The 20,804-nt window shown below is 55.0% G+C and carries 20 protein-coding genes; 19 read left to right on the top strand and 1 reads right to left on the bottom strand.

The annotated features are described in order from the left end of the window. Positions 1-72: 72 nt before the first annotated feature. The 11 genes from F3J38_RS07145 (at position 73) to nei (ending at position 9,284) form a co-directional block, all read left to right on the top strand. Positions 73-273: a YbfA family protein gene (locus F3J38_RS07145; RefSeq protein WP_167137107.1), complete on the top strand. Its 201-nt coding sequence runs from the start codon at positions 73-75 to the stop codon at positions 271-273. A 152-nt stretch (positions 274-425) separates the two neighbouring features. After that, complete coding sequence (locus F3J38_RS07140) at positions 426-1,382, top strand: YbgA family protein (protein ID WP_167136373.1); 957 nt, start codon at positions 426-428, stop codon at positions 1,380-1,382. 4 nt (positions 1,383-1,386) lie between these two features. Further along, positions 1,387-2,814 carry a deoxyribodipyrimidine photo-lyase gene (phrB, locus tag F3J38_RS07135; protein ID WP_167136371.1) on the top strand — a complete coding sequence of 476 codons (1,428 nt, stop codon included), beginning with the start codon at positions 1,387-1,389 and terminating at the stop codon, positions 2,812-2,814. A gap of 18 nt (positions 2,815-2,832) precedes the next feature. After that, positions 2,833-3,576 carry a type 2 GTP cyclohydrolase I gene (locus F3J38_RS07130; RefSeq protein WP_167136369.1) on the top strand — a complete coding sequence of 248 codons (744 nt, stop codon included), beginning with the start codon at positions 2,833-2,835 and terminating at the stop codon, positions 3,574-3,576. Positions 3,577-3,716: 140 nt separating this feature from the next. After that, on the top strand, positions 3,717-4,373 hold the full coding sequence (gene pxpB, locus F3J38_RS07125) for a 5-oxoprolinase subunit PxpB (protein ID WP_167136367.1): 657 nt from the start codon (positions 3,717-3,719) through the stop codon (positions 4,371-4,373). Further along, complete coding sequence (pxpC, locus tag F3J38_RS07120) at positions 4,367-5,299, top strand: 5-oxoprolinase subunit PxpC (RefSeq protein ID WP_167136365.1); 933 nt, start codon at positions 4,367-4,369, stop codon at positions 5,297-5,299. The genes pxpB and pxpC overlap by 7 nt, the downstream gene beginning before the upstream one ends. Continuing rightward, positions 5,289-6,026 (top strand): 5-oxoprolinase subunit PxpA, encoded by a 738-nt coding sequence (pxpA, locus tag F3J38_RS07115; RefSeq protein WP_167136364.1) that lies wholly within the window; start codon positions 5,289-5,291, stop codon positions 6,024-6,026. The genes pxpC and pxpA overlap by 11 nt, the downstream gene beginning before the upstream one ends. Before the next feature lie 58 nt (positions 6,027-6,084). Further along, positions 6,085-6,813, top strand: a complete 729-nt coding sequence (locus F3J38_RS07110) for a DUF969 domain-containing protein (RefSeq protein WP_167136362.1) — start codon at positions 6,085-6,087, stop codon at positions 6,811-6,813. Next, entirely contained in the window at positions 6,813-7,829 is a 1,017-nt protein-coding gene (locus tag F3J38_RS07105; RefSeq protein WP_167136360.1) for a DUF979 domain-containing protein, read from the top strand. Before F3J38_RS07110 ends, F3J38_RS07105 begins: the two co-directional genes overlap by 1 nt. Positions 7,830-7,836: 7 nt before the next feature. After that, a complete protein-coding gene (gene pcp, locus F3J38_RS07100; protein ID WP_167136358.1) occupies positions 7,837-8,484 on the top strand; it encodes a pyroglutamyl-peptidase I in 648 nt (215 codons plus the stop codon). 11 nt (positions 8,485-8,495) lie between these two features. Continuing rightward, positions 8,496-9,284 carry an endonuclease VIII gene (gene nei / locus F3J38_RS07095; protein WP_167136356.1) on the top strand — a complete coding sequence of 263 codons (789 nt, stop codon included), beginning with the start codon at positions 8,496-8,498 and terminating at the stop codon, positions 9,282-9,284. 27 nt (positions 9,285-9,311) lie between these two features. Here nei and F3J38_RS07090 read toward each other — a convergent pair whose 3' ends face one another. Then, positions 9,312-10,595: a citrate synthase gene (locus F3J38_RS07090; protein WP_167136354.1), complete on the bottom strand. Its 1,284-nt coding sequence runs from the start codon at positions 10,593-10,595 to the stop codon at positions 9,312-9,314. Between the two features lie 632 nt (positions 10,596-11,227). On the opposite strand from F3J38_RS07090, the gene sdhC reads away from it, so the two are divergent. The 8 genes from sdhC (at position 11,228) to sucD (ending at position 20,799) form a co-directional block, all read left to right on the top strand. Beyond that, a complete protein-coding gene (gene sdhC, locus F3J38_RS07085; protein ID WP_034829146.1) occupies positions 11,228-11,617 on the top strand; it encodes a succinate dehydrogenase cytochrome b556 subunit in 390 nt (129 codons plus the stop codon). After that, a complete protein-coding gene (sdhD, locus tag F3J38_RS07080) occupies positions 11,611-11,958 on the top strand; it encodes a succinate dehydrogenase membrane anchor subunit (protein WP_084937734.1) in 348 nt (115 codons plus the stop codon). The genes sdhC and sdhD overlap by 7 nt, the downstream gene beginning before the upstream one ends. Beyond that, positions 11,959-13,725 carry a succinate dehydrogenase flavoprotein subunit gene (gene sdhA, locus F3J38_RS07075; protein ID WP_034829148.1) on the top strand — a complete coding sequence of 589 codons (1,767 nt, stop codon included), beginning with the start codon at positions 11,959-11,961 and terminating at the stop codon, positions 13,723-13,725. A gap of 14 nt (positions 13,726-13,739) precedes the next feature. Further along, positions 13,740-14,456 (top strand): succinate dehydrogenase iron-sulfur subunit, encoded by a 717-nt coding sequence (locus F3J38_RS07070; RefSeq protein WP_034829149.1) that lies wholly within the window; start codon positions 13,740-13,742, stop codon positions 14,454-14,456. Between the two features lie 196 nt (positions 14,457-14,652). Beyond that, positions 14,653-17,460, top strand: a complete 2,808-nt coding sequence (gene sucA / locus F3J38_RS07065; RefSeq protein WP_034829150.1) for a 2-oxoglutarate dehydrogenase E1 component — start codon at positions 14,653-14,655, stop codon at positions 17,458-17,460. Between the two features lie 15 nt (positions 17,461-17,475). Next, a complete protein-coding gene (gene odhB, locus F3J38_RS07060) occupies positions 17,476-18,696 on the top strand; it encodes a 2-oxoglutarate dehydrogenase complex dihydrolipoyllysine-residue succinyltransferase (protein ID WP_167136352.1) in 1,221 nt (406 codons plus the stop codon). A gap of 61 nt (positions 18,697-18,757) precedes the next feature. After that, positions 18,758-19,924 carry an ADP-forming succinate--CoA ligase subunit beta gene (gene sucC, locus F3J38_RS07055; protein ID WP_034829153.1) on the top strand — a complete coding sequence of 389 codons (1,167 nt, stop codon included), beginning with the start codon at positions 18,758-18,760 and terminating at the stop codon, positions 19,922-19,924. Next, entirely contained in the window at positions 19,924-20,799 is an 876-nt protein-coding gene (gene sucD / locus F3J38_RS07050) for a succinate--CoA ligase subunit alpha (protein ID WP_034829155.1), read from the top strand. The genes sucC and sucD overlap by 1 nt, the downstream gene beginning before the upstream one ends. The last annotated feature ends 5 nt before the right edge of the window (positions 20,800-20,804 follow it).

Here is a 20,804-nt window from a genome sequence, read left to right as displayed (position 1 = left end):
AAATTACACAGCACCGCGTAATATCAGAGGCAGATCACATTTCAACGCAAAAGTTATCACGAGGAGGCAATGATGTATCAGGCATATCCACTTTACAAAATCGTGTTGCGCCGAGTGCTGGTGATATTGGTTGGCCTGCTCGCGCTGCCGGTCATGCTGTTGCGCGAGGATCGTGCGCGTTTCTACAGTTACCTACACCGCATTTGGTGTAAAACCAGCACTAAGCCAGTCTGGTTAGCGCAGTCGGAAGCGGCTGCTGGCATTTACTGGTGATTTTTTTGCCTCGCGACTAAACCCGGTGGCTTCTGATGAAGCGCCGGGTTTTTTTATCTGAAATTTTCAGTTCTCCGATATGCACCCACTGTTATTGCCCCTCATTTCAGCTACACTTAAAACCTCTACAAGATTTTGGAGGTTGTACAAGTATGAGCGAGAAAATTCCTGTCGGCATCAGTGCATGCCTGCTCGGAGACAAGGTCCGGTTCGACGGTGGCCACAAGCGTTTCGCTTTTGCAACTGACGAGTTGACCCCTTTTATCCGCTTCGAACCCGTCTGTCCGGAGATGGCCATTGGCTTACCGACGCCCCGTCCAGCTCTGCGTTTGGTCAAAGAGTCAGACGATCAAATCCATCTTTGCTTCAGTAAGGATGGGGGGCAGGAGGTGACGGATGAGATGCAGCGCTGGTCCGCCGAGCGCGTAAAATCCCTCCATCATCTTTGCGGCTACATTCTCTGTGCTAAATCGCCCAGCTGTGGTTTGGAACGCGTACGCATCTACAAACCTGAAACCAACGACAACCGTAAAGCCGGCACCGGAATTTTCACTGAATTCCTGCAGAAAGAAATGCCGTGGTTACCGCTGGAAGAAGATGGTCGCCTGCATGATGACGCTATCCGTGAAAACTTCATGGGTCGGGTCTATGCGTTACATGAATTCAATGAAATGTGGCGTGGCGGGTTAACGCGCCACAAGCTGATGGCTTTCCACAGCCGCTACAAATTGCTGCTGCTGTCGCATGCGCAGGATGAGTATCGGGAGATGGGGCGTTTTGTGGCGGCGATGGAGCAGTGGGACTCGCTCGACGATTACGCCTATGAGTACAGAATTCGCCTGATGCATTTGATGTCGCATCCTGCGTCACGTCGAAACCACACCAACGTGTTGATGCACGTTCAGGGCTATTTCCGTCCTCAGCTGACGTCACCGCAGCGTCAGGAGCTGGCGCAGTTGATTGACCGCTACCGTACCGGCGTACAGCCCTTACTGGTGCCCATCACCATGCTGAAACACTACATGGCAGAATTCCCGCATCCGTGGCTGGCGCAGCAACGTTACTTTGATCCCTACCCAGAAGCGCTGCGCCTGCGCTACGGACAATAATAATATGACCACCCATTTAGTCTGGCTGCGCAACGACTTGCGTATCAATGATAACACAGCCCTTGCCGCCGCGTGCCGCGACGGCAAAGCCACGGTGCTGGCGCTGTTTATCGCCACCCCCAAGCAGTGGCAGCAGCATCATATGGCACCCAAACAGGCCGCATTTATTTATCAAAATTTGTGTGAGTTGCAGCAAACCCTGGCGGAGCGCGGTATCCGGCTGCATTACCACCAGTGCGATGACTTTACGACGTCTGTGGAATATCTTGCCGAATTTTGTGAAACGCATCAGGTCGATGCGCTTTATTACAACTATCAATATGAAATTAACGAGCGTGAGCGCGATGCGGCGGCAGAAAAACGCCTTGATGCCCAGGGCGTGATTTGCCAAGGCTTTGATGACAGCCTGCTCTTGCCGCCGGGTAGCGTACAGACCGGCAGCAATACTATGTTCAAAGTCTTTACGCCTTTCAGTCGTGCTTTTGTCAGACGACTACATCAAGGATTGCCTGAATGCCACCATGCACCGCAAGCGCGCGCGGAGGCGCCGCTGAGCCCCGGTAAAAAGATCCCCGTCTTTGATTATCCGATGGAGGAAATTGACGCCTCACTGTTTCCCGCCGGAGAAGAGGCGGCGCTCAAGCAACTGCGGCACTTTGGTAAGCAATCGGTGCAACACTATCCCGATGTGCGGGATTTACCCGCGTTGGATGGCACTAGCCGTTTATCGCCTTATCTGGCGATTGGCGTGCTTTCACCGCGTCAATGTTTACATCGTGTCCTCAAAGAGCACCCCGATGCGTTGAACGAGGGCAAAGCCTTTACCTGGTTGAATGAGCTTATCTGGCGAGAGTTCTACCGCCATCTGATGGTAGCGTTCCCCGCGTTGTGCAAACACCAACCCTTTATCGACTGGACGCAAAACGTTGAGTGGCAAAAAAATGCCGAGCATCTCACCGCCTGGCAACAAGGTAAAACCGGCTATCCGATTGTCGATGCAGCGATGCGCCAGTTAAATCACCTGGGATGGATGCACAATCGCCTGCGGATGATCACCGCCAGCTTTCTGGTCAAAGATTTGTTGATCGACTGGCATGACGGCGAGCGCTATTTTATGCAGCAGCTGATTGATGGTGACTTGGCCGCCAATAATGGTGGATGGCAGTGGGCGGCATCAACTGGGACCGATGCTGCGCCGTATTTCCGTATTTTCAATCCTACCACCCAAGGCGAACGCTTCGATAAGCAAGGCGATTTTATTCGCCAATGGCTGCCGGAGCTGAAAACGGTGCCGGACAGCGACATTCACCAGCCACACGTCTGGGCGAAGAAAAATAACAAGACACTCGATTATCCTGAGCCAATCGTGGAACATAAGGACGCACGTAAAAAGACACTAGACGCCTTTGAGCGCGCGCGCAGCGCGGCCTGAGGCGGTCAGGGAGCCGGAATGAAGAATGTCGAATTAGAACACATCGTGAATCAGCAGTTGAACACTGCCGCGTTTAGCGACTATGCCCCTAATGGTTTGCAGGTGGAGGGTCGTCCAGAAGTGAAAACCCTTATCACGGGTGTCACCGCCTGCCAGGCGCTGCTGGATGAAGCGGTAAAGCGCAACGCCGATGCCATCCTGGTGCATCATGGTTACTTCTGGAAAAGCGAATCGCCGCTGATTAAAGGGATGAAGCGTCAGCGTCTGCGCACCCTGTTAATCAATGATATCAATCTGTATGGCTGGCACCTGCCGCTGGATGCGCATCCGCAGCTGGGCAACAATGCGCAACTGGCTCAGCTGTTTGATATTGAGGTGAAAGGGGAGATTCAACCGCTGGTGCCTTGGGGCGAACTGGCTGAACCTCTGAGCGGTGCAGCACTGGCGTCAAAAATCGCCGAACGACTTGGCCGTACTCCGCTGCATTGCGGCGATAATGCGCCGGCATTGATCAAACGCGTGGCCTGGTGCAGCGGGGGTGGTCAGGGCTTTATCGATAGCGCTGCGGCCTTCGGCGTGGATGCCTTCATCAGTGGCGAAGTGTCAGAACAAACCATCCATAGCGCGCGTGAGCAAGGTCTGCATTTTTTCGCAGCCGGACACCATGCGACAGAACGAGCGGGTATTAAAGCATTGGGGGAGTGGCTGGCGCAGAGCTACGGCCTCGACGTCACTTTTATTGATATCGATAATCCCGCCTGATTTCTCGCCTCTCACGTCCTTAACTCTCGTTAAGGACGCAAATCTGTTGACACACCTCTGTCACTTTCGCATAACTTATTGACTTTTCGCATAGCGAAACCCGTTTGCTATGTGTTTTGACAATGACCAGGAGGTGGATTTTGCAACGAGCACGTTGTTATCTGCTAGGTGAGCGAGCGGTGGTCATGGAACTGGAACCCCCCGTTTCCCTCTCCAGCCAGCAGCGCATCTGGGGATTGTGCCAGCGCCTGCAGCATCATGAGCAGATTCAGGAAGTGATTCCGGGAATGAATAACCTGACGCTGTTGCTACGCGATCCACAATTGAATGCACTGGATGCCATCGAGCGTTTACAGCGCTGGTGGGAAGAGAGTGAAGAGCAGGTACCAGAATCACGCCGGATTGAAATTCCTGTGGTGTACGGCGGGGCAGGCGGCCCCGATCTGCAGGTGGTGGCTGACAGGGCGACGATGACGCCAACACAGGTGGTAGAACTGCACAGTAGCATTGACTACGTGGTGTATTTCATCGGCTTCCAGCCAGGTTTCCCCTATTTGGGCGGATTGGACGAACGGCTGCATACACCGCGCCGTGCCGAACCTCGGGTGATCGTGCCTGGCGGATCCGTGGGAATTGGTGGCAGCCAAACCGGCATCTATCCGCTGGCCGCGCCGGGCGGTTGGCAGTTAATTGGCCATACGCCACTCAGCTTGTTCGACCCACTGCAGCAACCGCCCACTTTACTGCGTCCCGGCGATAGCGTGCGCTTTGTGCCGCAAAAGGAGGGCGTATGTTAAATATTCTTCGCGCTGGGTTAATGACGTCGATTCAGGACACCGGGCGCACCGGCTGGCGGCAATATGGCATCAGTGTCAGTGGCGCGCTTGATCAGCCTTCAATGCGTACCGCCAACATGCTGGTGGGGAATCCAGATGAGAGCGCGGTACTGGAAATCGTGCTGGGCCAGTTTAAAGCCGAATTTAAACGTGATGGCTGGTTCGCGCTGACCGGTGCGGGATGTAATGCCGAACTTGATGGCAAACCAGTGTGGACAGGCTGGCGTCTGCCGGTGAAAAAAGGGCAGGTGCTGTCATTAGGCATGCCAACGCGCGGGATGCGTAGCTATCTGGCTGTGAACGGTGGCTTTGCTATTGATGACATGCTGGGCTCGCACAGTACCGATCTCAAAGCGGCCTTCGGGGGCTGGCAGGGACGTAAATTGCAGGATGGCGATAAGATACCCTTGGGTAAAGCCACGCGGACCTTTAAAGGCAAAGCCGGTGTCCGTCAGTTACTGTGGGGCAATCGAATTCGTGCGCTTCCTGGCCCGGAATACAGTGAATTTACCCGTGAAGCGCAGGAAGGTTTCTGGCGCAGTCCGTGGAAGCTCAGCCCACAGAGTAACCGTATGGGCTATCGCTTGCAGGGCCGTCAATTGCATCGCAAAGCCACCCGCGATTTGTTATCGCATGGGCTGGTGCCCGGTGTGGTGCAGGTGCCGCCTAATGGGCAGCCGATTGTGTTGATGGCGGATGCGCAAACCACCGGGGGCTATCCGCGGATTGCCTGCATTATCGAAGCCGATTTGTACCAGCTGGCGCAAATTCGACTCGGTGAGCCGATCCACTTTATCCACTGCACGCTGGAAGAAGCACTTGATGCCAGGAAGCAGCAGCAGCGCTCACTCGACCAAATCGCCTGGGGATTGGAACATGAAAATTGATCTTAACGCCGATCTCGGCGAAGGCAGCGCCAGCGATCAGGAACTGCTGACGCTGGTGAGTTCGGCCAACATCGCCTGCGGTTTTCACGCGGGTGATGCGGAAACCATGTTGCAATCGGTGCGCTGGGCCAAGGCCAGTGGCGTGGCGATTGGTGCGCATCCCAGTTTCCCCGATCGGGAGAACTTCGGACGTACCGCGATGCAACTGCCGTCGGAAACCGTCTACGCGCAGATGATTTATCAGATTGGTGCCTTGAAGAGCATCGCAGAAAGCGAAGGCGAGCGGTTGGTGCACGTCAAACCGCACGGCATGCTTTACAACCAGGCAGCGGCGGATGCGCCGTTGGCAGATGCGATTGCCCGCGCCGTCAAAGCGGTCGATCCGGCATTGATTCTGGTCGGCCTGGCGGGAAGTGCCTCCATCAAGGCGGCTGCGCATCATGGCTTACGCACGCGTGAAGAGGTGTTTGCCGATCGCGGCTATCTGGCGAGTGGGGCACTGGTGCCACGCAGCCAGCCGGGCGCGATGATTGAAGAAGCCGATCGGGCGCTGGCACAGACCCTTGCCATGGTGCAGCAACGCCAGGTGCAAAGCATCAGCGGCGAATGGGTGAAGGTCAACGCGGAAACCGTCTGTCTGCATGGTGATGGCGCGCACGCGCTGCAATTTGCCCGTGCGCTGCGTGCTGCTTTTACAACACATCATATTGCTGTCACCAGCGCATAACGATAAGTCAGCCGCCCGGCAACCTGCCGGGCTTTTTATTTCTGATGAGGGGAAACAAATGGATCATGTGGTCAATCTCTGGCCGTTACTCGGCATTGCCACCATCGTATTGGGATTTGTATTGCGCTTTAACCCGGTGCTGGTGGTGATTGTTGCCGGTTTTGTCACCGGGCTGGCGGCACACCTGCCGTTGGCGGACATTTTAGAAAAGTTGGGTTCAGGCTTCCTGAATACGCGCAACTTACCGCTGATTCTGCTGCTGCCATTGGCGGTTATTGGCTTGCTGGAACGTCACGGTTTAAAAGAGCGTGCGCAAACCTGGATTGCCCAAATCAAGACTGCAACGGCGGGCCGTTTGTTAATCGTCTATCTGTTCGTGCGTGAAATCACGGCCGCACTCGGGTTAACCAGCCTGGGCGGGCACCCGCAGATGGTGCGTCCGCTGCTCGCGCCTATGGCCGAAGGGGCGACAGAAAACCGCTATGGCGAGGTGCCGGAAGAGGTCCGCTATCGCCTGCGCGCCATGTCGGCTGCCACCGATAATGTTGGCCTGTTTTTTGGAGAAGATATCTTCGTTGCGTTCGGCGCCATTATCTTCATGCACAACTTTATGCAAGAGTCGGCAGGCATCAGCACCGAACCGCTGCATATCGCTTTATGGGGCATTCCTACCGCGCTCTGTGCTTTCCTGATCCACTCGGCACGCTTAGTGCGCCTTGATCGTCAGCTGTCGCGAGAATTAGGCGCACTGAACCAACAAGCGCTGAATGCCAAAGGAGGGAAGTAATGTTCCAGCAACAATATTTGATGTGGCTGGCAGGCGTCATCCTGCTGATCGTTGCCGTGCTCTCCTGGCGTGACAGCGCCAACCCACGCCGCTTCACCACCGGTCTGTTCTGGGCGTTGTATGGTCTGATTTTCCTGCTTGGCGATGGCGCTTATCAACTAATGGGGCAGTGGGCAGGTGATGCGGCACTCGGCAAGCGTTGGTTGCACATTGGTGTCGGCGTGGCCGTGGTGTTAATGGCACTAATTGCCGGTTTCGGTGGCGTGCGTTTGGGGCGCTATCACCAACGCAGCGACGAGCAGAAACAGGAGAGCGCTAAGCGCTTGCGTAATAAGTTGTTCCTGCCTGCGCTGGCGATTCCTGTGGTCACGGTGATTGGCGTACTGGCGTTCAACAATATTCCCGGTTTGCAGGATGCGGTGTTTGGTCCGGGTAACCACTCCACCTTAGTGACGCTGTTCTCGATGATGGTGGGCTGCGTGTTGGGTTGGGTGATTGCGCTGAAATTCACGCATGAAAAACCGCTGCAATCGATTCAGGAAACGCGCCGCTTGCTTGATGCGGTGGGCTGGGCCTTTATCCTGCCACAAATCCTTGCCACGCTTGGCCTGCTGTTCACCAGCGCGGGTGTCGGCACTGCGATTTCCCATCTCACAGAGCAATATCTGGCAGTGGACAATCGACTGATTGCGGTTGCGGTGTATGCGATTGGCATGGCGCTGTTAACCATGGTGATGGGGAATGCGTTTGCCGCTTTCCCGATTGTCACAGCGGGTATCGGCATCCCGATTCTGGTGCTGCAACACGGCGGCAATCCTGCAGTGATGGCGGCGATCGGCATGTTCTCTGGCTATTGCGGCACCTTAATGACGCCGATGGCCGCTAACTTCAATATCGTACCTGCCCGCTTATTGGAGCTGCCGGACCGCAATGCGGTGATCAAGGCTCAGGTGCCAACCGGTGTGCTACTGTTGGTGGTAAACGTATTCCTGCTCTACTTCCTGATGTTCTTATGAGGTTGCAATGAAAACGGTATTGATGACGGCCTTCGAGCCGTTTGGTGGCGAAACGATTAACCCATCATGGGAAGCGGTACGCAGCTTTGATGGCAAAGAGATTGCCGGAGCCCGTATCGTGGTGCGCCAGCTGCCGGTGGTGTTTGCCACCTGCGGTAAGGTTCTCGCGCAAGCGCTGGACGAGATTCAGCCGGATCGCGTGCTGTGCGTGGGGCAAGCGGGGGGACGCAGCGATATCACCGTCGAACGTGTGGCAATCAACGTAGATGATGCGCGTATTCCTGATAACGATAATCAGCAGCCCATCGATCAACCGATCGTCGCGGATGGTCCCGCAGCCTACTTCTCCACCTTACCGATCAAGGCGATGGTCGCAGCCCTGCGTGAGGTTGGCGTGCCAGCGTCGGTATCCCAAACTGCGGGAACCTTCACCTGTAACAACGTGATGTACAGCTTGCTGCACTGGCTGAAAACCACCAACAGTGCAGCGCGCGGTGGGTTCATCCATATTCCCTATATGCCGGAGCAGGCGGTGAATCACCCTGGCGTGGCGAGCATGGCGACGGCGAGCGTGATTCTGGCGCTGGAAACCTCCCTACAGGTGATTTTGAGTACCGAGAATGACATTCGCGTGATCGGCGGAGCGACGCATTAACAGGAGACGTTATGCCTGAAGGACCGGAGATCCGCCGCGCGGCGGATCAACTGGCAGCGGCGATGGAAGGCAAGCCACTCACCGACGTGTGGTTTGCCTTTCCTGAACTGAAAACCTACGAACCGGCACTGATGGGTGAAACCATTACGGCCTTTGAAACGCGCGGCAAAGCGCTGCTGACGCACTTCTCCAATGGCTTAATCCTTTACAGCCATAACCAACTGTATGGGGTGTGGCGGGTGGTGCCGACCGGTACTGAACCCAACACTTCGCGGCAGCTGCGCGTGCGTTTAGCCAATGCTGATCAAACCATCCTGCTGTACAGCGCTTCGGATATCGAACTGCTCAATGCCGATACCTTGGGCGCCCATCCTTTTTTACAACGCGTTGGCCCCGATGTACTGGATGCCACTTTAACGGTGGAAGAGGTACGTGAGCGGCTGTTATCGCCCCGTTTTCGTCGTCGGCTGTTTAGCGGACTCCTGCTGGATCAGGCTTTTCTGGCGGGATTGGGTAACTATCTGCGGGTGGAGATATTATGGCATGCCGGAATACTGGCATCGCACCGGGCGCAGGATTTGACTGAAGATCAGCTTAATGCGCTAGGTGAAGCCATGCTGGCGGTGCCACGTTTGTCGTATCAGATGCGCGGCAGCATGAAAAAGTATCACGAAGAGGCGGCGTTTCGTTTCGAGGTATTTCATCGACAGGGTAAGAAGTGTCGGCGTTGCGGTGGGGTGATTGAGAAAGGCGTGCTGTCATCGCGACCGTTTTACTGGTGTCCGGGATGCCAGAAATGAGAAGGGCGGGATAACCCGCCCTCAATGTTATTTCTTCAGCGCCGAGGTAAATGGACGCTCGGTGTAACCGGTGTACAGCTGACGTGGACGCGCAATTTTCATGCCTTCGTCGTGCATCTCTTTCCAGTGTGCAATCCAACCCACGGTACGCGCCATCGCGAAGATCACGGTAAACATGGAAGAAGGAATGCCCATCGCTTTCAGAATGATGCCTGAGTAGAAATCGACGTTTGGATAAAGTTTACGCTCGATGAAGTACGGGTCGTTCAGCGCAATGTGTTCCAGCTCCATCGCCACTTCCAGCAGGTCATCTTTCATACCCAGCTCATTCAGCACTTCGTGACAGGTTTCACGCATCACGGTCGCGCGCGGGTCATAGTTTTTGTAAACACGGTGACCGAAGCCCATCAGACGGAACGAGTCGTTCTTGTCTTTTGCACGACGCACAAATTCAGGAATGTGCTCAACGGTGCTGATCTCTTCCAACATGCGCAGGGTGGCTTCGTTGGCGCCACCGTGTGCCGGCCCCCACAGCGAAGCGATACCGGCCGCGATACAGGCAAACGGGTTGGCGCCAGATGAACCGGCGGTACGCACGGTTGAGGTGGACGCGTTTTGCTCATGGTCAGCGTGCAGAATCAGAATGCGGTCCATGGCGCGTTCCAGCACCGGATTCACTTTGTACTCTTCGCACGGCGTGGCGAACATCATATGCAGGAAGTTACCGGCATACGACAGGTCGTTGCGCGGATAGACAAACGGCTGACCAATCGAATATTTGTAGCACATCGCCGCCATGGTCGGCATTTTCGACAGCAGACGGAACGCGGCGATTTCGCGATGGCGCTCAAGGTTAACGTCTAATGAATCGTGATAAAACGCGGCCAACGCGCCCGTTACCCCACACATTACCGCCATCGGATGCGAATCGCGGCGGAAGCCGTGGAACAGTCGGGTGATTTGCTCGTGGATCATGGTGTGGCGGGTAACGGTGGTGCGGAATTCTTCAAACTGGGCTTGGGTCGGAGCTTCGCCATTCAGCAGGATGTAACACACTTCGAGGTAGTTGGAGTGGGTTGCCAGTTCGGAAATCGGGAAGCCGCGGTGTAACAGAATGCCTTCATCACCATCAATAAAAGTGATTTTAGATTCGCATGACGCAGTAGAGGTGAAGCCGGGATCGAAAGTGAACAGGCCGTGATTGCCGAGTGTGCGGACATCAACAACATCTTGTCCCAGCGTACCTTGCATCACATCCAGTTCAACGGAAGCATTATCTTGTAGGGTTAGCGTCACTTTTTTATCTGTCATTTTTCGTCTCCATAGCGCCTTAGTAGGTAAGGATCTTAGACACCAGAATAGCCTTCATGTTGTATAAAACCACAATCTTCACAGTATCACTCTGCGGTAACGTTTGTCGTGCAGGGTTACAGGGAGATGTATTAGGGCCAGTCGGTGGCGTTCGAGCATGACATGCTCAACAGCGCGGATGTTAAAGATCCTGTCACGACATAACTTCTTGGTAACCAATAACCTGATGCTTTGTGTTGCTCGTAAAGGCAATGTTACATAACTTGAGCTTAGGGGAAAGTGTATCCCCATAACTTTTGTGCATCATAGGGCTTTAATGCGTTTGTTTGTAACTGAAATGTTGATCTATTGTCAAATCAGATAATTAAAAATGTATGAATTGTGAAATTCGTGAGGGGGATCACTGTTCAGCTTAAATGTGACCAAAGAGATTGTAGGGGAATTGTAATCAGAATGTGATCCTCCTATACTGCCGCCAGGTCTCCGGAATACCCTGACACCAGGAGCCACCCAGCGTTTTACCCGCGTCACATAACACTGGATGTTGCTATTTTGGTGGCGGTTGCAGTCTGAACACGCGCTGTGCTCTGATGCGACTCAGGTCCGGAGGAAGCAAAATAAAAAAGAGCTGTGTGGGCAAAACCGTGAAAAAACAAAGACCTGTTAACTTGGATCTCTCGACGATCCGGTTTCCCGTTACTGCAATATCGTCCATTCTCCACCGCGTCTCCGGCGTGATCACCTTTGTCGCCCTCGGAATTCTGCTCTGGTTACTGGGTCTCTCTCTCTCTTCTCCTGAAGGCTTCCAGCAAGCGGCATCCATCATGGATAGCTTCTTCGCCAAATTCATCATGTGGGGCATCCTGACTGCGCTGGCGTATCACGTCGTGGGCGGCATTCGCCATATGTTGGCTGATTTTGGCTTTATGGAAGAAACCCTGCAGGTGGGAACCCGTTCCGCGCAAGCGGCTTTTGGTATCACTGTCGTGCTCTCAATTTTGGCTGGAGTCCTCGTATGGTAAGCAATGCTTCTGCATTAGGACGCAACGGTATTCATGACTGGCTGTTGCTGCGTGCTGCTGCAATCTTAATGACGCTCTACATCATCTACCTGCTTGGTTTTGTGGTGATGACCGGCACCCTGACCTATGACGCCTGGCACGGCTTCTTCGCCTCTGCCTTCACTAAAGTGTTCACGATGCTGACGCTGTTCTCGATTCTGATCCACGGCTGGATTGGCATGTGGCAGGTCCTGACCGACTACGTCAAACCGGTAGCAACCCGCTTGCTGCTGCAGTTTGTGATTGTGGTCGCGCTGTTGTCGTATGCAATTTATGGAATCGTTGTTGTGTGGGGTGTGTAAATGAGTTTGCCAGTCAGAGAATTTGATGCCGTGGTGATCGGCGCGGGTGGCGCGGGAATGCGCGCGGCTCTGCAAATCTCCCAATCAGGCCAGACCTGTGCTCTGTTATCTAAAGTTTTCCCAACCCGTTCTCATACGGTGTCTGCGCAGGGCGGTATTACCGTTGCGCTGGGTAACACCCATGAAGATAACTGGGAATGGCATATGTACGATACCGTTAAAGGCTCCGACTATATCGGTGACCAGGACGCGATCGAATATATGTGTCACGTCGGTCCAGAAGCGATTCTGGAACTGGAACACATGGGACTGCCTTTCTCTCGTCTTGATGACGGCCGCGTGTATCAGCGCCCGTTTGGTGGTCAGTCGAAGAACTTCGGTGGTGAGCAGGCGGCGCGTACCGCTGCGGCAGCCGACCGTACTGGCCACGCACTGCTGCATACCCTGTATCAGCAGAACCTGAAAAACAAAACCACCATCTTCTCAGAATGGTATGCGCTGGATCTGGTGAAGAATGAAGACGGTGCGATTGTCGGCTGTACGGCGATTTGCATGGAAACGGGCGAAACCGTCTACTTCAAAGCCAAAGCCACCATCCTGGCAACGGGCGGTGCAGGCCGTATTTACCAATCCACCACCAACGCACACATCAACACCGGCGACGGTGTAGGCATGGCACTACGTGCCGGTGTGCCGGTGCAGGATATGGAAATGTGGCAGTTCCACCCAACGGGTATCGCTGGTGCGGGTGTGCTGGTCACTGAAGGTTGCCGTGGTGAAGGTGGATACCTGCTGAACAAACACGGCGAGCGCTTCATGGAACGTTATGCGCCAAACGCCAAAGATCTGGCGGGCCGCGATGTGGTGGCACGTTCCATGATGGTGGAAATCCGTGAAGGCCGTGGTTGCGATGGTCCGTGGGGCCCGCACATCAAGCTGAAACTCGATCATCTGGGCGCAGAAGTGCTGGAATCCCGTCTGCCGGGTATCCTTGAACTGTCGCGTACCTTTGCGCACGTCGATCCGATTAAAGAGCCGATTCCGGTTATTCCAACCTGCCACTACATGATGGGCGGCGTGCCGACCAAAGTGACCGGTCAGGCGCTGCGCGTGAATGAGCAGGGTGAAGACGAAGTGATTCCAGGCCTGTTCGCGGTAGGCGAAATTGCTTGTGTATCAGTACACGGTGCCAACCGTCTCGGTGGTAACTCGCTGCTGGACTTGGTGGTATTTGGCCGTGCGGCGGGTGTACACCTGCTGGAGTGCCTGGAAGAGCAGGGTGAACTGCGTGAAGCCACGCAGGAAAACATCGATGCCGCCATGGCGCGTTTTAACCGCTGGGAAAACAACACCACGGGTGAAGATCCGGTTGAAATCCGTAAAGCATTGCAGCGTTGCATGCAGAACAACTTCTCGGTATTCCGCGAAGGTGATGCGATGCGTGAAGGTCTGGAAGAGCTGAAAGTGATTCGTGAACGCCTGAAGTCAGCGCGTCTTGATGACCGTTCGCCAGATTTCAATACCCAGCGTATCGAGTGCCTTGAGCTGGATAACCTGATGGAAACCGCTTACGCCACGGCGGTCGCGGCAAACTTCCGTACCGAAAGCCGTGGCGCGCACAGCCGCTTCGACTACCCGGAACGTGATGATGCAAACTGGCTGTGTCACAGCCTCTATGTTCCGCAAACGGAAAGCATGACGCGCCGTGAGGTGAACATGCAACCGAAACTGCGTGCGGCCTTCCCGCCGAAAGCGCGTACCTACTAATTGCGGAGATCATCATGAGACTCGAATTTTCTATCTATCGTTACAACCCGGAAGTCGATGACAAACCGCGTATGCAGGAGTACACGCTGGAGTCAGAAGACGGCCGTGACATGATGTTGCTGGATGCGTTGATTCGTCTGAAAGAGAAGGACCCAACGCTGGCCTTCCGTCGCTCATGCCGTGAAGGTGTTTGCGGTTCTGACGGCCTCAACATGAACGGCAAAAACGGCTTGGCCTGCATCACGCCAGTCTCCGCGCTGGGTAATGGCACGAAGAAAATTGTTATCCGTCCGCTGCCTGGTTTGCCGGTGATCCGCGACCTTGTGGTTGATATGGGACAATTCTATACGCAGTATGAGAAGATTAAGCCTTTCCTGTTGAATAATGGGGAAAATCCGCCAGCACGCGAGCATCTGCAGACCCCGGCAGATCGTGAGCACCTGGATGGACTGTACGAGTGTATTCTGTGCGCTTGCTGCTCAACCTCGTGCCCATCGTTCTGGTGGAACCCGGACAAGTTCATCGGTCCGGCAGGTTTGTTGGCCGCTTACCGTTTCCTGATCGACAGCCGCGATACCGAAACCGATGCGCGACTGGACAATCTGAACGATGCTTTCAGTGTATTCCGCTGTCACAGCATCATGAACTGTGTGAGCGTGTGCCCGAAAGGACTAAACCCGACGCGCGCCATCGGTCATATTAAGTCCATGTTGCTGCAACGCGGCGCATAACATACTGAAGTCACTGTCCGGGAACTTAGGTTCCCGGCAGTTTACGGAAGCCTCTATAAGCGCGGTACTGACCACGCTTATAAAGGTTCCCTTACGGGCCAGTTAAGGTTCGTATCGCTGAACTCACTACGGCAAGCCGCGAAAGCGGCAACAAATGAAACCTCATAAAAAGCAGATTAATGCTTAAGGGATCACAATGCAGAACAGCGCGATGAAACCCTGGCTGGACTCCTCCTGGCTGGCCGGCGCGAACCAATCTTACATAGAGCAACTCTATGAGGATTTCCTGACCGATCCTGACTCAGTTGATGAAATGTGGCGCGAGCTGTTCCAACAGCTGCCCGGCACTGGCGTGAAACCTGAGCAATTTCACTCCACCACGCGTGATTACTTCCGCCGCCTGGCAAAAGATGCGACCCGCTACACATCCTCAGTCACCGATCCGGCTACTAATTCCAAACAGGTTAAAGTGCTGCAGCTGATCAATGCGTTCCGCTTCCGCGGCCATCAGCACGCTAACCTCGATCCGCTCGGCCTGTGGAAACAGGATCGAGTGGCGGATCTTGATCCGGCTTATCACGATCTCACCGACGCCGATTTTCAGGAAAGCTTTAACGTAGGTTCCTTTGCCATTGGCAAAGAGACCATGAAGCTGGCTGATCTGTTCGCGGCGCTGCAGCAGACCTATTGTGGCTCGATTGGTGCAGAGTACATGCACATCAACAACACCGATGAGAAGCGCTGGATTCAGCAGCGTCTGGAATCGGTGGTCGGCCATGCGTCATTTAGCAGCGACGAGAAAAAAGGTTTCCTGAAAGAGCTGACCGCGGCTGAAGGTCTGGAAAAATACCTCGGCGCGAAATTCCCAGGTGCAAAACGCTTCTCACTGGAAGGTGGTGATGCACTGGTGCCGATGCTGCGCGAAATGATTCGCCATGCAGGCAAAAGCGGTACGCGTGAAGTGGTTCTCGGGATGGCGCACCGTGGTCGTCTCAACGTCCTGATCAACGTACTGGGTAAAAAGCCACAGGATCTGTTTGACGAGTTCTCAGGCAAACACAAAGAGCACCTCGGCACCGGTGACGTGAAGTACCACATGGGCTTCTCGTCTGACGTTGAAACCGAAGGTGGTTTAGTGCACCTGGCGCTGGCGTTTAACCCGTCACACCTCGAAATTGTTAGCCCAGTGGTCATGGGTTCAGTGCGTGCACGTCTGGATCGCCTGGCTGAGCCAAGCAGCAACAAAGTTCTGCCGATCACCATTCACGGTGATGCGGCGGTGATCGGCCAAGGCGTGGTGCAGGAAACCCTGAACATGTCTGCGGCGCGCGGTTACGAAGTGGGCGGTACCGTTCGCATCGTGATTAACAACCAGGTCGGTTTCACCACCTCCAACCCGAAAGATGCGCGTTCAACGCCTTACTGCACCGACATCGGCAAGATGGTGCTGGCGCCAATCTTCCACGTGAATGCGGACGATCCAGAAGCGGTGGCCTTCGTGACTCGCCTGGCACTGGATTATCGCAACACCTTTAAACGCGACGTGTTTATCGATCTGGTGTGCTACCGCCGTCACGGCCATAACGAAGCGGATGAGCCAAGTGCAACCCAGCCGCTGATGTACCAGAAAATCAAGAAACACCCAACGCCACGTAAGATCTACGCCGATCAGCTGGAAAGCGAAGGTGTGGCGACGTTAGAAGATGCGACCGAACTGGTCAATCTCTACCGTGATGCGTTGGATGAAGGCGAATGCGTGGTGCCAGAATGGCGTCCGATGAGCCTGCACTCCTTCACTTGGTCGCCGTACCTGAACCACGAGTGGGATGAAAACTATCCTGCCACGGTTGAGTACAAACGCTTGCAAGAGCTGGCGCGTCGCATTAGCAGCGTACCGGAAGCCGTCGAAGTGCAGTCGCGCGTGGCGAAGATTTACAACGACCGTAAAGAGATGGCGGAAGGCAACAAGCCATTTGACTGGGGCGGCGCGGAAAACCTGGCGTACGCGACCTTGGTAGATGAAGGCATTCCTGTTCGTCTGTCGGGTGAAGACTCCGGCCGCGGCACCTTCTTCCACCGTCATGCGGTGATCCACAACCAAACCAACGGCTCAACCTACACCCCGCTGCACCATGTCCATAACGGCCAGGGTCAGTTCAAGGTCTGGGATTCCGTGCTGTCAGAAGAAGCGGTACTGGCCTTTGAATACGGCTATGCCACCGCAGAACCGCGCGTGCTGACCATTTGGGAAGCGCAGTTCGGCGACTTCGCCAACGGTGCTCAGGTGGTAATCGACCAGTTCATCAGCTCCGGCGAGCAGAAGTGGGGCCGTATGTGTGGCCTCGTGATGCTGCTGCCACACGGTTATGAAGGTCAGGGGCCAGAGCACTCCTCTGCGCGTCTGGAACGCTATCTGCAACTCTGTGCTGAACAGAACATGCAGGTGTGCGTGCCATCAACGCCAGCGCAGGTTTACCATATGCTGCGCCGTCAAGCGCTGCGCGGTATGCGCCGTCCGCTGATTGTGATGTCACCGAAATCGCTGCTGCGCCATCCACTGGCGGTCTCCAGCCTGGAAGAGCTGGCCAATGGCAGCTTCCAACCGGCGATTGGCGAGATTGACGATCTGGATCCGAAACAAGTGAAACGCGTGGTGATGTGTTCCGGTAAGGTTTATTACGATCTGCTGGAACAGCGTCGCAAGAATGAGCAGACCGATGTCGCCATCGTGCGTATCGAACAGCTCTATCCGTTCCCGCATAAAGTGGTGCAGGACGTATTGAAAAATTATGCACATGTGCAGGATTTCGTCTGGTGTCAGGAAGAGCCACTGAACCAGGGCGCATGGTATTGCAGTCAGCATCATTTCCGCGAAGTGGTTCCATTCGGAGCGTCACTGCGTTACGCAGGTCGTCCGGCTTCTGCTTCACCAGCCGTGGGCTACATGTCCGTACATCAACAACAGCAGCAAGACCTGGTTAACGACGCGCTGAACCTTGGTTAATTAAAAGGAAAGAAAATGAGTAGCGTAGAAATTCTGGTTCCCGATTTGCCTGAATCCGTAGCGGACGCAACGGTTGCAACCTGGCACAAAAAACCCGGCGATGCGGTTAGTCGCGATGAAGTACTGGTTGAGATTGAAACGGACAAAGTTGTGCTTGAAGTGCCTGCTTCAGCAGACGGTGTACTGGAAGCGATTCTGGAAGACGAAGGCGCTACGGTGCTCTCGCGCCAGCTGTTAGGCCGCCTGGTGGAAGGCAACAGCGCTGGCAAAGAGACGTCTGCGAAAGTAGAAACGAAAGAAGCGACCCCAGAGCAGCGTAAAACCGCGTCTCTGGAAGAAGAGAGCAACGATGCGCTGAGCCCAGCGGTTCGTCGTCTGATCGCTGAAAACAACCTCGACGCGAGCCAGATTAAAGGCACCGGTGTCGGCGGTCGTCTGACGCGTGAAGATGTTGAGAAGCATGTCGCGAAGAAAGCCGACGGCGCGAAAGCGGCGCCTGCAGCAGCGGCCGCGGCACCACAGGCTGCTGTGGCTAACCGCAGCGAAAAACGCGTACCGATGACGCGTCTGCGTAAGCGTGTGGCTGAGCGTCTGCTGGAAGCGAAAAACAGCACCGCGATGCTGACCACCTTCAACGAAATCAACATGAAGCCGATCATGGATCTGCGTAAGCAGTACGGTGACGCGTTTGAGAAACGTCACGGTGTACGTCTGGGCTTCATGTCCTTCTACATCAAAGCGGTGGTTGAAGCCCTGAAACGCTATCCAGAAGTGAACGCTTCTATCGATGGCGAAGATGTGGTTTACCACAACTACTTCGACGTCAGCATCGCGGTTTCTACGCCGCGTGGCCTGGTAACTCCAGTGCTGAAAGATGTTGATGCGCTGAGCATGGCTGACATCGAGAAGAAAATTAAAGAACTGGCGGTGAAAGGCCGTGACGGTAAGCTGACGGTTGACGAGCTGACCGGCGGTAACTTCACCATCACCAACGGTGGTGTGTTCGGTTCCCTGATGTCTACCCCGATCATCAACCCACCGCAGAGCGCGATTCTGGGCATGCACGCGATCAAAGAGCGCCCGATGGCGGTCAATGGTCAAGTTGTCATCCTGCCAATGATGTATCTGGCTCTCTCTTACGACCACCGTCTGATCGATGGCCGTGAATCCGTTGGCTATCTGGTCGCGGTGAAAGAGATGCTGGAAGATCCGGCACGTCTGTTGCTGGACGTCTAATTTTCGCCGGGCGCATCGCACAACGGTGCGCCCAAACTCATATCTGAATGGATAGAACATCATGAACTTACATGAATACCAGGCGAAGCAGTTGTTTGCTCGCTATGGCATGCCAGCTCCAACTGGTTACGCCTGCGCTACGCCACGTGAAGCAGAAGAAGCCGCCTCTAAAATTGGCGCAGGTCCGTGGGTAGTAAAATGTCAGGTACATGCCGGTGGCCGCGGTAAAGCGGGTGGCGTGAAAGTGGTGAACAGCAAGGAAGATATCCGTGCATTTGCTGAGCATTGGTTGGGCAAGCGTCTGGTGACCTACCAAACTGATGCTGATGGTCAGCCGGTAAACCAGATTCTGGTTGAAGCAGCGACTGACATCGACCAGGAACTCTATCTGGGTGCGGTGGTTGACCGTGCTACCCGTCGCGTGATCTTCATGGCTTCAACTGAAGGCGGCGTGGAAATCGAGAAAGTGGCGGAAGAAACCCCGCACCTGATCCACAAAATGGCGCTGGATCCGCTGGCCGGTCCTCAGCCTTATCAAGGCCGTGAACTGGCGTTCAAACTGGGTCTGTCCGGTAAGCAAGTCAGCCAGTTCACCAAAATCTTCATGGGTCTGGCGACCATGTTCCTCGAGCGCGACCTGGCGATGGTTGAGATCAACCCGCTGGTGATCACCAAGCAGGGCGATCTGATCTGCCTCGATGGCAAACTGGGTGCCGACGGTAACGCACTGTTCCGTCAGCCTGAGCTGCGTGAAATGCGCGATCCAAGCCAGGAAGATCCACGTGAAGCACACGCGACACAGTGGGAACTGAACTACGTTGCGCTGGATGGCAACATCGGCTGTATGGTAAACGGTGCCGGTCTGGCAATGGGTACCATGGACATCGTGAAACACCACGGTGGCCAGCCTGCTAACTTCCTTGATGTGGGTGGCGGCGCGACCAAAGAGCGCGTAACCGAAGCCTTCAAAATCATCCTGTCTGACGATGCCGTTAAAGCGGTATTCGTGAACATCTTCGGCGGCATCGTGCGTTGCGACCTGATCGCAGACGGCATCATCGGTGCAGTTGCAGAAGTGGGTGTGAACGTGCCAGTAGTGGTACGTCTGGAAGGTAACAACGCCGAGCTGGGCGCGAAGAAACTGGCCGACAGCGGTCTGAACATCATTGCAGCAACCAGCCTGACAGACGCTGCGCAGCGTGTTGTTGCTGCCGCGGAGGGTAAATAATGTCCATTCTTATCGACAAAAACACCAAAGTCATTTGCCAGGGTTTCACCGGTGGCCAGGGGACTTTCCACTCTGAGCAGGCTTTGGCCTATGGTACGCAGCTGGTCGGCGGTGTCACGCCAGGCAAAGGCGGCACCACGCATCTGGGTCTGCCGGTGTTCAACACCGTGCGTGAAGCGGTAGAAGCCACAGGCGCAACTGCCACTGTGATATACGTTCCAGCTCCGTTCTGCAAAGACGGTATCCTGGAAGCCATCGACGCAGGCATCAAACTGATCATCACCATCACCGAAGGTATCCCAACGCTGGATATGCTGACCGTGAAAGTGAAACTGGATGAAGCTGGTGTGCGCATGATCGGCCCGAACTGCCCAGGCGTGATCACTCCAGGCGAATGTAAGATCGGTATCATGCCGGGCCACATTCACCAGCCAGGCCGTGTCGGTATCGTATCCCGTTCAGGCACCCTGACTTATGAAGCCGTTAAGCAGACCACTGACATCGGCTACGGCCAGTCAACCTGCGTCGGCATCGGTGGTGACCCGATCCCAGGTTCAAACTTCATCGATATCCTGAAAATGTTCCAGGATGACCCACAGACCGAAGTGATCGTGATGATCGGTGAGATCGGTGGTAGCGCTGAAGAAGAAGCCGCAGCCTTTATCAAAGAGCACGTGACCAAGCCAGTTGTGGGTTACATCGCCGGTGTGACTGCACCTAAAGGCAAACGTATGGGCCACGCAGGCGCCATCATTGCCGGTGGTAAAGGCACCGCTGACGAGAAATTCGCAGCGCTGGAAGCAGCTGGTGTGAAAACCGTACGCAGTCTGGCTGACATCGGCGACGCAGTTAAAGCGGTTCTGCCAATCAAATAAGCCGT

Source organism: Candidatus Pantoea formicae (assembly GCF_011752625.1).
Classification (GTDB): Bacteria; Pseudomonadota; Gammaproteobacteria; order Enterobacterales; family Enterobacteriaceae; genus Pantoea; species Pantoea formicae.
Note: the sequence above shows the minus strand (reverse complement) of the source record. Positions and strands in the feature narration are given on the sequence as shown.

Coding starts and splice junctions, on each gene's coding strand:
- odhB (WP_167136352.1), top strand. CDS start 17,476: ATGAGTAGCGTAGAAATTCTGGTTCCCGATTTGCCTGAATCCGTAGCG.
- F3J38_RS07110 (WP_167136362.1), top strand. CDS start 6,085: ATGGATCATGTGGTCAATCTCTGGCCGTTACTCGGCATTGCCACCATC.
- pxpC (WP_167136365.1), top strand. CDS start 4,367: ATGTTAAATATTCTTCGCGCTGGGTTAATGACGTCGATTCAGGACACC.
- sdhD (WP_084937734.1), top strand. CDS start 11,611: ATGGTAAGCAATGCTTCTGCATTAGGACGCAACGGTATTCATGACTGG.
- F3J38_RS07140 (WP_167136373.1), top strand. CDS start 426: ATGAGCGAGAAAATTCCTGTCGGCATCAGTGCATGCCTGCTCGGAGAC.
- pcp (WP_167136358.1), top strand. CDS start 7,837: ATGAAAACGGTATTGATGACGGCCTTCGAGCCGTTTGGTGGCGAAACG.
- pxpA (WP_167136364.1), top strand. CDS start 5,289: ATGAAAATTGATCTTAACGCCGATCTCGGCGAAGGCAGCGCCAGCGAT.
- F3J38_RS07130 (WP_167136369.1), top strand. CDS start 2,833: ATGAAGAATGTCGAATTAGAACACATCGTGAATCAGCAGTTGAACACT.
- sucA (WP_034829150.1), top strand. CDS start 14,653: ATGCAGAACAGCGCGATGAAACCCTGGCTGGACTCCTCCTGGCTGGCC.
- F3J38_RS07105 (WP_167136360.1), top strand. CDS start 6,813: ATGTTCCAGCAACAATATTTGATGTGGCTGGCAGGCGTCATCCTGCTG.
- nei (WP_167136356.1), top strand. CDS start 8,496: ATGCCTGAAGGACCGGAGATCCGCCGCGCGGCGGATCAACTGGCAGCG.
- F3J38_RS07090 (WP_167136354.1), bottom strand. CDS start 10,595: ATGACAGATAAAAAAGTGACGCTAACCCTACAAGATAATGCTTCCGTT.
- sucD (WP_034829155.1), top strand. CDS start 19,924: ATGTCCATTCTTATCGACAAAAACACCAAAGTCATTTGCCAGGGTTTC.
- F3J38_RS07145 (WP_167137107.1), top strand. CDS start 73: ATGTATCAGGCATATCCACTTTACAAAATCGTGTTGCGCCGAGTGCTG.
- sdhA (WP_034829148.1), top strand. CDS start 11,959: ATGAGTTTGCCAGTCAGAGAATTTGATGCCGTGGTGATCGGCGCGGGT.
- phrB (WP_167136371.1), top strand. CDS start 1,387: ATGACCACCCATTTAGTCTGGCTGCGCAACGACTTGCGTATCAATGAT.
- sucC (WP_034829153.1), top strand. CDS start 18,758: ATGAACTTACATGAATACCAGGCGAAGCAGTTGTTTGCTCGCTATGGC.
- F3J38_RS07070 (WP_034829149.1), top strand. CDS start 13,740: ATGAGACTCGAATTTTCTATCTATCGTTACAACCCGGAAGTCGATGAC.